Below are 13695 nucleotides of genomic sequence, written 5' to 3' on the forward strand. Positions count from 1 at the left end.
GCACGCGGCCGAGACCAGTGCCCCCGCGCAAGGGCCGCCCCGCCGCGAAGGCGGCGTACCCAGCGACTGCGCCGGGGCCGTCCCCCTCCCAGATTGCGAAGCAATATGAGAGAGGGGTGAAGGCGCGAAGCGCCTCAGGGGGTGCTTCATACTGCCACGGGCGCTTTGATCGCGGGGTGGCACTGGTAGTCCAGCACCTCGAAGTCTTCGTACTGGTAGTCGAAGATGCTGTCCGGCCGGCGCTTGATGTGCAGCGTGGGGTAGGGGTAGGGCGTGCGGGCCAACTGGGTCTGCACCTGCTCGCGGTGGTTGCTGTAGATGTGGCAGTCGCCGCCGGTCCAGATGAAGTCGCCCACGTCCAGGTCGCACTGCTGGGCCACCATGTGGGTCAGCAGAGCGTAGCTGGCGATGTTGAAGGGCACGCCGAGGAAGATGTCGGCGCTGCGCTGGTACAGCTGGCAGCTGAGCGTGCCGCGGCCGCCGGGCTCCTGCGCGGGCGCTACGTAGAACTGGAAGAAGGCGTGGCAGGGCATGAGTGCCATCTTGTTCAGGTCGGCCACGTTCCAGGCGCTCACGATGATGCGGCGCGAGTCGGGGTTGGTCTTGAGGGTCTTGATGACGTCGCTGATCTGGTCGATGTGGCCGCCATCGGGCGTGGGCCAACTGCGCCATTGCACGCCGTACACCGGGCCCAGGTCGCCGTCTTCGCGCGCCCATTCGTCCCAGATGGTGACATCGCGTTCCTTGAGCCAGTTGTTGTTGCCCGAGCCGGTGAGAAACCACAGCAGCTCCTGGATGATGGAGCGCAGGTGCACCTTCTTGGTGGTGACCAGCGGAAAGCCTTCTTTCAGGTCGAAGCGCATCTGGTGGCCGAACACGCTGGTCGTGCCCGTGCCCGTGCGGTCGGACTTGTGCACGCCCTGCGTGAACACATGGCGCATGAAGTCCTCGTACTGGGAGCGCACGGGGCGGACGGATGGGGCGGAAGGCTGGGTCATGGAATCGCTCACGGTGGGGCGCCGGGCCATCATCAAGGGAAGGCCGTTGCCGACTGCGGATTTTATGCGGAGCGGAACCATCGGGCACTTATCGGGCATTGGCGCCTTGGCGTATCGTTCGGCCATGACTTCTTCCTCCGCTTCCATCACCATCCGCCCGCTCGAACCAGCAGACTGGCCCACCGTCTGGCCCATCCTGCGCACCACCTTCCAGGCGGGCGATACGTACGCGTTCTCGCCCGACAGCAGCGAGGCCGAGATCCACAAGGCCTGGGTGGAATTGCCCGCTGCCACCTTCGTGGCCTGTGGCGCGGGTGGCGAGATCCTGGGCACCTATTTCATCAAGGCCAACCAGGCCGGGCTGGGCGCCCATGTGTGCAACTGTGGCTATGTGGTCGCGCCGGCCGCCCAGGGGCAGGGTGTGGCCTCGCTGATGTGCGAGCACTCCCAGCAGCAGGCCGTGGCCATGGGATTTCGGGCCATGCAGTTCAACCTGGTGGTGGCCAGCAATGTGCGCGCCGTGCGCCTGTGGCAGCACCTGGGCTTTGCCATCGTGGGCACGTTGCCGGGGGCCTTCAGGCACCACACGCTGGGCTATGTCGATGCCCATGTGATGTTCAAGACATTGGTGGCCTGAGCCGCGGGTGTCACCCAAAGCAAAGCAGGCTCCCAGATGGGAGCCCGTTTTGCTTTGGGGTGCAGGGGAAACACTTCCACATGGTGGCGGTGCCCACGACCGTGAAACACCACCACCATGGGAAGGCCCGCAACTGGCGAGCCTTCTCAGGCTCTTGTTTACATCGAGCTGATTTCGCCCGAAGGGATCTGGCCGGTGCGCACGGCTTCGGCAGCCGCAGCACGCACGGCGGCGCGGTCGGCCGTGGACTTGTAGGTCACGACGCGCGAGCCAGCAGGTTCCAGGCTGCGGGTCTGGGCAACCGTAGCAGCTTCGGCAGCCACTTCGGCACGGGTGCGGTTCGTGTCGAACTTCAGCGCGAACTGCGAGGCATCGGCTTCGTCAGCGTGGGCGCCAAAGGCAGAGAAAGCAGCCACAGCGGCGATGGACAGGAAACGTGCGGTCTTGTTCATGGTGATCTCGATTCTTGAATGGGGTTGGTCTGGGGTCCGTTCGGGGCGCTGATTACAGAGCGCCAATCTCGCCGGAAGAGATCTGGCCGGTGCGCACAGCGTCAGCCGCCTGGGCACGCACGGCAGCGCGGTCAGCGGTCGACTTGTAGGTCACCACGCGGGAACCAGCGGGTTCCAGGCTGCGCGTCTGGGCGACGGTGGCGGCTTCGGCGGCCACTTCAGCGCGGGTGCGGTTGGTTTCGAACTTGGTGGCGAATTGCGAAGCATCGGCTTCGTCGGCGTGGGCGCCGAAAGAAGCGAAAGCGGCTACAGCGGCGATGGAGAGGAAACGTGCGGTCGTGTTCATGATGAAAGTCCTTTGGGTAGAAAAAGCGTCTCAAAAAAACCGGAGCGAAAACAACTTCAAACCGGGTTCGGTGAGTCGCCTTGCGGGTTCGGCTCATCGATGGGTTGAACTGTACGCCTCGTGTGTTCAGAGAAAAACTACCCAGTCACGAACTGTCTGTTCCAGTTTTGGAAATAGTCGCGGGCATGGCAGGGGCCTTTGGCAGTTCCCGTGGCCGGTCGGTACGCATACCCAATTGACATATCTAGGTATAAATCCTGAGATTCTGGCGAAAATTAGTATGTGTATGGGTTTTCAAAGTATCAGCTGAGCATCAGAGCATCGGTATCGTTCAGGCCATCAATGCCGCGGTCCAGCTGGCGTTGAATGGCAGATCCATACCAACTACGCAGGAGACGTTCCGATGCCCCGTACCACCCGTCCACACACCCGCCTGGCCCTGGCCGTCGCTGCCCTGGCGGCATCGCTGTGCGGCGCCGCTGCGCATGCGCAGACCGAACTCGTGATTGCCACCGTGAACAACGGCCACATGATCGAGATGCAAAAGCTCTCCAAGAACTTCGAGCAGGCCAACCCCGACATCAAGCTCAAGTGGGTCACGCTCGAAGAAGGCGTGCTGCGCCAGCGCGTCACCACCGACATCGCCACCAAGGGCGGCCAGTTCGACGTGATGACCATCGGCATGTACGAAGCCCCCATCTGGGGCAAGAAGGGCTGGCTGCAGGAGCTCAAGACCGACGCCGCCTACGATGTGGACGACCTGCTGCCCGCCATGCGCAACGGCCTGTCGGTCGATGGCAAGCTGTTCGCTGCGCCGTTCTACGGCGAAAGTTCGATGCTGATGTACCGCAAGGACCTGGCCGACAAGGCCGGCGTGCAGGTGCCCGAGCGCCCCACCTGGCCGCAGATCAAGGACCTGGCCGCCAAGATCCACGACCCCAAGAACGGCGTGTACGGCATCTGCCTGCGCGGCAAGCCGGGCTGGGGTGACAACATGGCCTTCCTGACCACGCTGGTCAACACCTTCGGCGGCCAGTGGTTCGACATGCAGTGGAAGCCGCAGCTCGAATCCAAGCCCTGGAAGGACGCCATCGGCTTCTACGTGGACCTGCTCAAGAACTATGGCCCACCCGGCTCGTCGGCCAACAGCTTCAATGAAATCCTGGCACTGACCAACTCGGGCAAGTGCGGCATGTGGATCGACGCGACCATCGCCGCATCCTTCGTGAGCGACCCCAAGCAGTCCAAGGTGGCCGACCAGATGGCATTTGCCCAGGCCCCCACCATGAACACGCCCAAGGGCGCCAACTGGCTGTGGTCGTGGAACCTGGCCATCCCGGCCGGTTCGAAGAAGGTGGACGCTGCGCAGAAGTTCATCACCTGGTCGACCAGCAAGGAGTACGTGCAACTCGTCGCCAAGACCAATGGCTGGGCCAATGTGCCCACCGGCACGCGCAAGAGCACCTACGCCAGCCCCGAGTTCCAGAAGGCAGCCCGTTTTGCCGCGGCCGAGAAGGTCGCCATCGACTCGGCCAACCCCACCGACTCCACCCTGCCCAAGAGCCCGTATGTGGGCGTGCAGTTTGCTGCGATCCCGGAGTTCCAGGCCATCGGCATCGCCGTGGGCCAGCAGATGAGCGCGGCCCTGGCCGGCAAGACCAGCGTGGATGCGGCCCTCAAGGCGAGCCAGGTATCGGCAGACCGCGAAATGAAGAAGGGCGGCTACTACAAGTAAGCCGCCGGCCGGCTGATCAGGGCTGATCGGAGCCCGAGACTCCTCGCTGCGCACAGGTGTAGCGGGGAGTTTCGGCCTCCCAAAGGCCCTGGCATCGGCTTCTACCTTGTCTGGCGACGCCAGATTTCTCCCGGGACTCCCATGAACCGCCTGCTTCCCCGCCTGCTGCTCACGCCCGCCATGGCCACGCTCTTCCTGTGGATGATCGTGCCGCTGGTGATGACGATCTACTTCTCGCTGATCCGCTACAACCTGATGCAGCCGGACCAGACCGGCTTTGCCGGGCTGGAAAACTTCGAGTTCTTCGTCACCGACCCTTCGTTCGGCACGGCGGTGGTCAACACCTTGCTGCTGCTGGGCAGCGTGATTCTCATCACGGTGGTGTTCGGCATCGCCATCGCGCTGCTCATCAACGAGCCGTTCGCGGGCCGGGGCATCGTGCGGGTGCTCTTGATCTCGCCCTTCTTCGTCATGCCCACGGTGAATGCGCTGATGTGGAAGAACATGATGATGAACCCGATCTACGGCGTGCTCGCCCAGGTGTGGATGTTCTTCGGCGCGCAGCCGGTGGACTGGCTCACCGACCACCCGCTGTTCTCGGTGATCGTCATGGTCTCCTGGCAGTGGCTGCCGTTCGCCACGCTGATCTTCATGACCTCGCTGCAGAGCATGAACCACGAGCAGCTGGAGGCCTCGCGCATGGACGGTGCCAACTACCTGCAGCAGCTGCGCTACCTGTACGTGCCGCACCTGGCACGCTCGGTGGCGGTGGTGGTGATGATCGAGCTGATCTTTTTGCTCAGCATCTTCGCCGAGATCTACACCACCACGGGCGGTGGCCCGGGCGATGCGAGCACCAACGTCACCTTTTTGATCTTCAAGCAGGCGTTGCTCAACTTCGATGCGGGCGTGGCCTCGGCCGGTGCGCTGTTCGCCGTGGTGCTGGCCAATATCGCGGCGGTGTTCCTGATCCGCATGGTCGGCAAGAACCTCGACAAGTAAATACAAGAAGAAGGACCTCCGACATGAGCACCCGACGCCGATCCTCCTACCCCCTGGGCCTCCTGGCCCTGCGCACCGCGGCCGCCTGGGGCGTGGCCCTGCTGCTGTTCTTTCCGCTGGCCTGGCTGCTGCTGACCGCGTTCAAGACCGAGCTGCAGGCCATTGCCGTGCCGCCGCTGTTCGTCTTCACGCCCACCCTGGAGAACTTCCACGAGGTACAGGAGCGCAGCGACTACCTGCTGTATGCCAAGAACTCGGTCATCACCAGCGTGCTCTCCACCGTGGTGGGCCTGCTACTGGCCGCGCCCGCGGCCTATGCCATGGCCTTCTTCAAGGGCAAGTACACCAAGGACATCCTGATGTGGATGCTCTCCACCAAGATGATGCCCGCCGTGGGCGCGCTGGTGCCCATCTACGTGCTGGCGCAAAAGAGCCACCTGCTGGACACGCAGCTGGCGCTGATCATCGTGTTTGCGCTGTCCAACCTGCCCATCATGGTCTGGATGCTGTACTCGCACTTCAAGGACATCCCGCGCGAGATCCTGGAGGCCGCGCGCATGGACGGCGCCACCCTGTGGCAGGAGGTGCGCCTGGTGCTGCTGCCGCTGGGCATGGGTGGCCTGGCCTCCACCGGGCTGTTGTGCCTGGTGCTGTCATGGAACGAGGCCTTTTGGAGCCTGAACCTGAGCGCCGCCAAGGCCGGCACGCTGGCCACGCTGATCGCCTCCTACTCCAGCCCCGAGGGCCTGTTCTGGGCCAAGCTGTCCGCCGCCTCGCTGATGGCCATTGCGCCCATCGTGGTCTTTGGCTGGTTCAGCCAGAAGCAGCTCGTCCAGGGCATGACCTTCGGCGCAGTGAAATGACTCCCCCCCGAAGCGCCTTCGGCGCCTCCCCCTCAAGGGGGCGCAGCCAGCGGCCCGGCAAAGCCGGTTCCGCGGCTACCACGCTTTGCGCCCCTGTTCAAACCACCGCTGCTGGCGGATCGGAATCAATCTATTTTTCGGAGCACTAGAGTGGCCTATCTTCAACTGCGCGGCATCGAGAAATTCTTTGGCGAGCACCGCGCCATCAAGGGCATCGACCTCAGCATCCAGCAAGGCGAGTTCATCGTCTTCGTCGGCCCCTCGGGCTGCGGCAAGTCCACGCTGCTGCGCCTGATCGCGGGGCTCGAGCAGATCGACGGCGGCACGCTCATGCTGGACGGCCGCGACATCACCGACCAGCCGTCGAGCAAGCGCGACCTGGCCATGGTGTTCCAGAGCTATGCGTTGTACCCGCACATGAGCGTGTACGAGAACATGAGTTTCGCGCTCAAGCTCGCCAAGGTCGACCCGGCCATCGTGCGCGAGAAGGTGGAGCGTGCCGCGGCCATCCTCAACCTCACGACCTACCTGGAGCGCACGCCCAAGGATCTGTCGGGCGGGCAGCGCCAGCGCGTGGCCATCGGCCGCGCCATCGTGCGTGCGCCCAAGGTGTTTCTGTTCGATGAGCCGCTGTCCAACCTGGATGCGGCCCTGCGCGGCCAGACCCGCGTGGAGATCGCCAAGCTGCACCGCGACCTGGGCGCCACCACCATCTACGTGACGCACGACCAGGTGGAGGCCATGACCCTGGCCGACCGCGTGGTGGTGCTGCGTGACGGGCTCATCGAGCAGGTGGGCACGCCGCTGGAGCTGTACGACCGCCCTGCCAACCAGTTCGTGGCGCAGTTCATCGGCACGCCGCAGATGAACGTGGTGCCGCTGCAGAAACTGCCCGCGCCGGTGCAGCAGCAGGCCCCGGCAGGGGCGGCGGGCGGCTGCATCGGCCTGCGCCCGGAGAATGTCGCCGTGCGCGGTACCGGCGCCACGCCGGTGGGCGGGCAGGTGGACCTGGTCGAGGCGCTGGGGGCCGAGACGCTGATCTACGTGAGCACCCCGGGCGGCGCGCAATTCGTCTCGCGCCAGAACGAGCGCACCGGCCTGCGCGCGGGCGATGCCGTGAGCCTGGACATCGATGCCTCGCAGGCGCACTGGTTCGACCAGGCGGGCCGTGTGGTGGCGGAGCAGGGCGCGTGATGGCCGCGCAGCCTTTGCAAGGGCAGGTGGCCGCCATCACGGGCGCGGCCTCGGGCATCGGCTTTGCCAGCGCCCAGGCCCTGGCCGATGCCGGCGCGCGCGTGGTGCTGGTCGACCGCGATGAAGCGGCGCTGGCCAAGGCTTGCGCGGCCATCGGTGGCAACGCCTCGCCGCTGGTGCTGGACCTGCTCGACGCCAAGCAGTGCGCCAGCCTGCTCGAACGCACGTTGGCCATCGCGGGCCCGCTCGATATCTTCCATGCCAACGCGGGGCTCTATGTCGGCGGCGACCTGGTGGACGCGGACCCCGATGCCATCGACCGCATGCTGCAGCTCAACGTCAATGTGGTGATGAAGAACGTGCACAACGTGCTGCCCCACATGATCGGGCGCGGCCGCGGGGACATCATCGTCACCAGTTCGCTGGCCGCGCATTTCCCCACGCCGTGGGAGCCCGTCTACGCATCGTCCAAGTGGGCGGTGAACTGCTTCGTGCAGACCGTGCGCCGCCAGGTGTTCAAGCACGGCATCCGCGTGGGCTCTATCTCGCCGGGCCCGGTCATCACCTCGCTGCTGGCCGACTGGCCGGCCGAAAAACTGGCCGAGGCCAAGGCCAGCGGCAGCCTCATCGAGGCCGCCGAGGTGGCCGAGGTGGTGTTGTTCATGCTCACCCGGCCGCGCGGCATGACCATCCGCGACGTGGTGATGATGCCGACCAATTTCGATCTCTGAGACCCCTTTTCATTGCATCCACGCACCATGAATTTCATCCTGCACCTGGGCCTGGGCTCGTTCCACCGTGCCCACCAGGCCGTCTATGTCCACCAGCTGCGCCAGCAGGGCGACACCACCTGGGCCATCGCGGGCGGCAACCTGCGTCCCGACATGGCCGAGACCATCGCCGCGCTGCAGGCCCAGGGCGGGCGCTACACGCTGGAGACCGTCACTCCCCAGGGCGAGCGCAGCTACACGCGCATCGAATCCATTGAGCGCATCATCCCCTACCAGGACGACCTGGCCCCGCTGATCGCGGCCGGTGCTGACGCCGCAACGCGCATCATCTCGTTCACCGTGACCGAGGCCGGCTACTACCTGGATGCCGCCAACCAGCTCGACTGGGCGAACTTCCCGGACCTGCGCGCCGACCTCGCGGCGGTGCAGGCTGGCCGGGCGGGCCATACGATCTATGGGGGCCTCGTGAGCATCCTGCGTGCGCGCATGGCCGCTGGGGCCGGCCCCGTGACGCTGATGAACTGCGACAACCTGCGCCACAACGGCGACCGCTCGCGCGGCGGCCTGCTGCAGTTCATCGACGCGCTGGGCGATGCCGCGCTCAAGGCCTGGGTGCAGGAGTACACGAGCAGCCCCAACGCCATGGTCGACCGCATCACGCCGCGCCCCACACCCGACGTGGCCGAGCGCGTGAAGGCCGCCACCGGCTGGAACGACCAGGCCGCACTCATGGGTGAGAGCTTCATCCAGTGGGTGATCGAGGACCGTTTCATCGCCGGGCGCCCCGCCTGGGAGGCCGTGGGCGTGGAGATGGTGGACTCGGTGCAGGCCTACGAGGAGGCCAAGATCCGCCTGCTGAACGCCACCCACAGCTGCATCGCCTGGGCTGGCACGCTGGCGGGCTACCAGTACATCCACGAAGGCACGCACGACGCCGCCATCCGCCAGATGGCCTACGACTACGTGACTGACGATGCCATCCCCGTGCTGCTGCCATGCCCCATCGACCTGGAACGCTACCGCGACGTGGTGCTGGACCGCTTTGGCAACCCCGCCATCGCGGACACCAACCAGCGTGTGGCCATGGATGCGTTCTCCAAGATCCCCGGCATGATCGCACCCACCATCCGCGACAAGCTGGCGCGGGGGGGCTCGTTCGACAGCGTGGCCATGCTGCCGGCGCTGTTCCTGGCCTACCTGCAGCGCTGGCATGCCGGGCAGATCCCCTACGCCTACCAGGACCAGGCCATGGACCCGGCCGTGGCCCACGCCATCTGCGATGCCGCCGACCCGGTCGCCGCCTATGCTGCGGACACGACGCTGTGGGGCGAGATGGCCTCGGACCCGCGCCTGATCGCCGCGCTGCGCCAGGCCTTCGCCCGCGTGCAGGCCTTTGTGGCGGAACGTGCAAAATCAACGGGGTAAGTGAAGCGGCTTGCCCCAGGAATGACGCCATGACTGCCAAGACCACGCCTGTCTCCCCGCGCCAGACCAAGCCGGAGCTGGAGCACGACTACGTGCGCTCGCCCGAGCTGGGCTATGAGCCGCCGGAGACAGCGGGCTTCATCCGCTGCCTGTCGCATGGCTTTCCCACGCCGCTGGCGCGCTGGCACTACCACGACGAGTACGAACTGCACCTGATCACCGCCACCTCCGGCAAGGTCTTCGTGGGCGACTGGATCGGCCAGTTCCAGCCGGGCCACCTGGTGCTGACCGGGCCACGCCTGCCGCACAACTGGATCAGCATGGACCTGCCCGAGGGCGGCGTGCCGCTGCGCGACCTGGTGATCCAGTTCTCGCATGCCCCCCTGGTGGCCAGCAGCGAGCACATTCCCGAGCTGCGCGAGGTGCTGCCGCTGCTGGAGCGGGCGCGCCACGGCATTGAGTTCTTTGGCATGCACGCGCCGGCGGCAGAGCACTGGCACCGCATCAAATCGCGCCAGGGGCTGGCCCGCTTCGGCGCCTTCTGCGAGTTCCTGAGCGAGCTGGCCCAGTGCACGGACTTTCGTTTGCTGTCGAGCACGCAGCTGCAAAGCGAGGACAACGACACCCAGCTCGACCAGATCAACGCCATCGTGAGCCGCATCACCGACCACCTGGCGGAGCCCCTGTCGGCCGCCGATCTGGCGCAGGAACTGGGCATGACCGAGAGCCGCTTCTCGCGCTTCTTCCGCCGGGCCACGGGAAATACCTTCACCGACTTCGTGAACCTGGTGCGCGTGAACCGTGCCTGCCAGCTGCTCATGGAGTCCGAGCGCTACATCACCCACATCGCCTACGACGTGGGCTTCAACAACATGGCCAACTTCAACCGCCGCTTCCTGGACATCAAGGGCATGACCCCCAGCGAATACCGCAAGCAGGGGGCCGGCCGCTTCGGAGGCAAGGCGTGACGGGATTTTGCGATGGGACGCAACCTATGAAACTGGCACGGCCTGTGCCAGCGCCCCCGCGCAAGGGCCGCCCCGCCGCGCTGGGGGCGTCCCCCCTCTGGGGGGAAGGCGCGAAGCGACTCAGGGGGGATCATGTTTCTTGGGATTGATCTGGGCACCTCGGGTGTCAAGTTGCTGTTGCTTGGGGAGGACCAGCAGGTGCACGCCGTGGCCGATGCACCCGTTGCCCTGCAGCGCCCCCAGCCCGGCTGGAGCGAACAGCATCCGGCCCACTGGCTGGCGGCCACCGAAGCCGCCGTGGCACAGTTGCGCGCGCAGGCACCCCAGGCTTGGGCCCAGGTGCGCGGTGTGGGCCTGTCGGGCCACATGCACGGCGCCGTGGTGCTGGGCGCGCAGGGCGAGGTGCTGCGCCCGGCCATCCTCTGGAACGATGGGCGTGCTGCGGCCGAGTGCGCCGCGCTGGAGCAGGCCGTGCCTACTTCGCGCGAAATCACCGGCAACCTGGCCATGCCCGGTTTCACGGCGCCCAAGCTGCTGTGGCTGCGCACGCACGAACCCGAGGTCTTCGCGCGCACACGCAGCGTGCTGCTGCCCAAGGACTGGCTGCGCCTGCAGCTCACGGGCGACGCGGTGAGCGACATGTCCGATGCATCGGGCACCCTGTGGCTGGACGTGGCGCGCCGCGACTGGAGCGATACCCTGCTGGCCGCCTGCGGCCTGACCCGCGCCCACATGCCGCGCCTGGCCGAGGGCAGCGATGCCACCAGCGCGCTGCGCGCCGACGTGGCCGCCCGCTGGGGCCTGCCGGCCGGCGTGGTGGTGGCCGGTGGCGGCGGCGACAACGCCGCCAGCGCCGTGGGCGTGGGCGCGCGCCAGGCAGGGCAGGGCTTTGTCTCGCTGGGCACCTCAGGCGTGGTGTTCCGCGTGTCCGAGCGCTTCGCGCCGGCCACCGAAAGCGCGGTGCATGCGTTTGCCCATGCGCTGCCCGGGCGCTGGCACCAGATGGCCGTCATGCTCAGCGCGGCCAGTGCCTTTGGCTGGCTGGCGTGCATCACCGGCCAGAGCGAGGCGCGGCTGTCTGCGGCGGTGCAGAGCATGGACCTGGCGCGCCACGCGCAGGCCCCGGTCTTTCTGCCCTACCTGAGCGGCGAGCGCACGCCCCACAACAATGCAGCGGCCACGGGCGTCTTCATGGGCCTGCGCACCGAGCACGATGCCACCGACATGGCCTGTGCCGTGATGGAGGGCGTGGGCTTTGGCCTCATGGACGGGCTGCAGGCCATGCAGGCGGCGGCTGCCGAAGGCGGGGGCTCAGCCGCGCCGCTGGCCCTGGTGGGCGGTGGTGCGCGCAGCGATGCCTGGGCCCAGATGCTGGCCAGTGGACTGGACTGCGTGCTCGAGCGGCCCGAAGGTGCCCATGCCGCCGCAGCCCTGGGCGCCGCGCGCCTGGCTGCCATGGCCTGCGGTGGCGATGAGGCGCTGTGGTGCCAAAGCCTGTCGGCCCAGGCGCGCTTTCTTCCCGAGCCTGCCCAGCAGGCCCTGCTGCACGAGCGCCATGCGCGCTTCAAGGCGCTGTACCCTGCGCTGCTGTCCCATTTCTGAACCCTTCCTCGTCTTTCGCCCATGTCCACACATTCTCCCGTGCAGGTCGCCATTGCCGGCGAAGCGCTGATCGACCTCATCCGCCGTGCCGATGGCCACTACGAGCCCTGCCTGGGCGGTGCGCTCTACAACCTGGGCCGGGCGCTGGCGCGCCAGGGCGTGGGCGCGCAGTACCTCAACCCCTTGTCGCGCGACCGCTTTGGCCGTGAGCTCGCGGCGCAGCTGGCGGCCGATGGGGTGCAACTGGCCCAGCCCACGCCCGTGGGCGAGGTCACCTCGCTGGCCGTGGTCAACCTCACCGAACACGGCCACCCCGACTACGCCTTCTACCGCGAAGGCGTGGCCGACCGCGCCGTGACGGCCGAAGGCCTGAACGCGGCCTGCGCGCATGCCTCCGGCCTCCAACTGGTCTGCACTGGCGCCCTGGCCCTGGACGCACGCGATGCCGCCATCTACTTGCCCTGGCTGCAGGCCCAGCGCGCCGCCGGCCGCTGCGTGGTGGTGGATGCGAACCTGCGCCCCTCGGTGATGCCCGACCTGCCGGCCTACCGCGCCCAGGTGCATGCGGCCCTGGCCGAGGCCCACATCATCAAGGCCAGCGACGAAGACCTGGACCACCTGCAGGTGCCCGGTGCCGACCCGCTGGCGCGCTCGCGCCACCTGCTGGCCGCCAACCCCCGTGCCCGGCTCATGGCATTGACGCTGGGCGGCGAGGGCGCCTGGTTGCTGCAGCAAGGAGCAGCCGGCAGCCAATGGTTCGCCCAGGAGGCGCAACCCCTGGCCGTGGTGGACACCGTGGGCGCGGGCGACAGCTTTCTCGCGGGGCTGCTGGCCTACCTGCTGCGCGCGCAGGCGCAGCAGGCCAGCCTGGCACCCACGGGCATGGCGGACTTCATCGCGGCCCTGCCCGCCGCCGCCTACCAGCAGGCCCTGCGCCATGCCCTGGCCAGCGCCAGCCTGTGCGTGCAGGAGCGCGGCTGCGTACCGCCCAACTGGCAGGCGGCACAGGACTGGGCCACCGCGCATCCGGCGCGGCAGGGCTGAGCCGTCAGTGCTCGGTACGTAGCCGATTCCCACCGCGGTGAGCGGTGACGGCGTGGTGCAGGTCGGGGAGGGGCATGGGCTTTACCGCCGTGCGGTGCGCAGCATGATGGTGTAGTGCGCGCCGGTCACCGGTTCGAGGTGCGAGGCGAGGGCGCTGAACCCCATGCGCGCATAGAAACGTTCGTTGCGCGGCGAAAACGTCTCCAGGTAACAGGCCACCCCGGCCTCATCGGCCGAGGCCAGCGCCGGGGCCAGCAGGCGGGCGCCCAGGCCCTGGCCCTGCGCTGCCGGGTCGATGCCCAGGATGGACAGGTACCAGGCGCCCTGCAGCTCGGCGCCGCTGGCGCGCGGGCCCATGAAGGCGATGATGCGGTGGTAGCTGTCCATGCCTTGGGGGCCCAGCACGTTCTGCAAGCAGGCCACCTTGGCCTGTGCATCGGCCTCTTCGACATCGGCCGGGCGTGGCAGGCTCCAGATGGCCATGCCCAGGCGCGGGTCCTTGGGCACATGGCACAGGCCGCCGCGCTGCGCCTCGCGCACGGCGCAGTCCAGGTAGTACTGCAGCACCGTGCGGCGCGCAGCCGCATCGTGTGCGAAGTCGATGGTGACGGCCTGGTAGAACGGGTCGTCGATCAGCGATGCCGCCAGGGCAGGCGTGGAAGGGTGCAGCGAGGAGGTGGGCAACAGCATGGCCGCGG

At 67.1% G+C, this 13695-nt stretch carries 14 protein-coding genes; 10 read left to right on the forward strand and 4 right to left on the reverse strand.

Annotation, left to right across the window (positions count from 1 at the left end; translation table 11 throughout):
- Positions 1-146: 146 nt before the first annotated feature.
- Positions 147-998: a thymidylate synthase gene (locus tag HNP48_RS24835; RefSeq protein WP_184862166.1), complete on the reverse strand. Its 852-nt coding sequence runs from the start codon at positions 996-998 to the stop codon at positions 147-149.
- Positions 999-1122: 124 nt separating this feature from the next.
- Between HNP48_RS24835 and HNP48_RS24840 the strand changes: the two genes are divergently transcribed.
- Positions 1123-1635 (forward strand): GNAT family N-acetyltransferase, encoded by a 513-nt coding sequence (locus HNP48_RS24840; protein ID WP_184862168.1) that lies wholly within the window; start codon positions 1123-1125, stop codon positions 1633-1635.
- Positions 1636-1793: 158 nt separating this feature from the next.
- Here the strand turns inward: HNP48_RS24840 and HNP48_RS24845 are convergent, their stop codons facing one another.
- Together HNP48_RS24845 and HNP48_RS24850 are read right to left on the reverse strand one after the other, a co-directional pair.
- Positions 1794-2087: a DUF4148 domain-containing protein gene (locus tag HNP48_RS24845; protein ID WP_184862170.1), complete on the reverse strand. Its 294-nt coding sequence runs from the start codon at positions 2085-2087 to the stop codon at positions 1794-1796.
- 52 nt (positions 2088-2139) lie between these two features.
- A complete protein-coding gene (locus tag HNP48_RS24850) occupies positions 2140-2433 on the reverse strand; it encodes a DUF4148 domain-containing protein (RefSeq protein WP_184859606.1) in 294 nt (97 codons plus the stop codon).
- A 403-nt stretch (positions 2434-2836) separates the two neighbouring features.
- Between HNP48_RS24850 and HNP48_RS24855 the strand changes: the two genes are divergently transcribed.
- The 9 genes from HNP48_RS24855 to HNP48_RS24895 all read left to right on the forward strand — a co-directional run bounded on the left by HNP48_RS24855 (position 2837) and on the right by HNP48_RS24895 (position 12997).
- Positions 2837-4168, forward strand: coding sequence for a sugar ABC transporter substrate-binding protein (locus HNP48_RS24855; protein ID WP_184862172.1), 1332 nt, complete (start codon positions 2837-2839; stop codon positions 4166-4168).
- A gap of 141 nt (positions 4169-4309) precedes the next feature.
- On the forward strand, positions 4310-5170 hold the full coding sequence (locus tag HNP48_RS24860) for a carbohydrate ABC transporter permease (RefSeq protein WP_184862174.1): 861 nt from the start codon (positions 4310-4312) through the stop codon (positions 5168-5170).
- A 23-nt stretch (positions 5171-5193) separates the two neighbouring features.
- Positions 5194-6033 (forward strand): carbohydrate ABC transporter permease, encoded by an 840-nt coding sequence (locus HNP48_RS24865; protein WP_184862176.1) that lies wholly within the window; start codon positions 5194-5196, stop codon positions 6031-6033.
- A 150-nt stretch (positions 6034-6183) separates the two neighbouring features.
- Positions 6184-7227, forward strand: a complete 1044-nt coding sequence (locus HNP48_RS24870; protein WP_184862178.1) for an ABC transporter ATP-binding protein — start codon at positions 6184-6186, stop codon at positions 7225-7227.
- Positions 7227-7958: an SDR family oxidoreductase gene (locus tag HNP48_RS24875; RefSeq protein WP_184862180.1), complete on the forward strand. Its 732-nt coding sequence runs from the start codon at positions 7227-7229 to the stop codon at positions 7956-7958. Before HNP48_RS24870 ends, HNP48_RS24875 begins: the two co-directional genes overlap by 1 nt.
- Positions 7959-7985: 27 nt before the next feature.
- Positions 7986-9383 (forward strand): D-arabinitol 4-dehydrogenase, encoded by a 1398-nt coding sequence (dalD, locus tag HNP48_RS24880; RefSeq protein ID WP_184862182.1) that lies wholly within the window; start codon positions 7986-7988, stop codon positions 9381-9383.
- Positions 9384-9412: 29 nt separating this feature from the next.
- Positions 9413-10351: an AraC family transcriptional regulator gene (locus HNP48_RS24885; RefSeq protein ID WP_184862184.1), complete on the forward strand. Its 939-nt coding sequence runs from the start codon at positions 9413-9415 to the stop codon at positions 10349-10351.
- Positions 10352-10483: 132 nt separating this feature from the next.
- Positions 10484-11953, forward strand: a complete 1470-nt coding sequence (xylB, locus tag HNP48_RS24890) for a xylulokinase (protein WP_184862186.1) — start codon at positions 10484-10486, stop codon at positions 11951-11953.
- Positions 11954-11974: 21 nt separating this feature from the next.
- A complete protein-coding gene (locus tag HNP48_RS24895; protein ID WP_184862188.1) occupies positions 11975-12997 on the forward strand; it encodes a PfkB family carbohydrate kinase in 1023 nt (340 codons plus the stop codon).
- A gap of 81 nt (positions 12998-13078) precedes the next feature.
- Here the strand turns inward: HNP48_RS24895 and HNP48_RS24900 are convergent, their stop codons facing one another.
- Positions 13079-13687 (reverse strand): GNAT family N-acetyltransferase, encoded by a 609-nt coding sequence (locus HNP48_RS24900; protein ID WP_260420375.1) that lies wholly within the window; start codon positions 13685-13687, stop codon positions 13079-13081.
- Positions 13688-13695 lie beyond the last annotated feature (8 nt).

Origin of the sequence: Acidovorax soli, assembly GCF_014207955.1 — a bacterium.
Lineage (GTDB): Bacteria > Pseudomonadota > Gammaproteobacteria > Burkholderiales > Burkholderiaceae_C > Acidovorax > Acidovorax soli_A.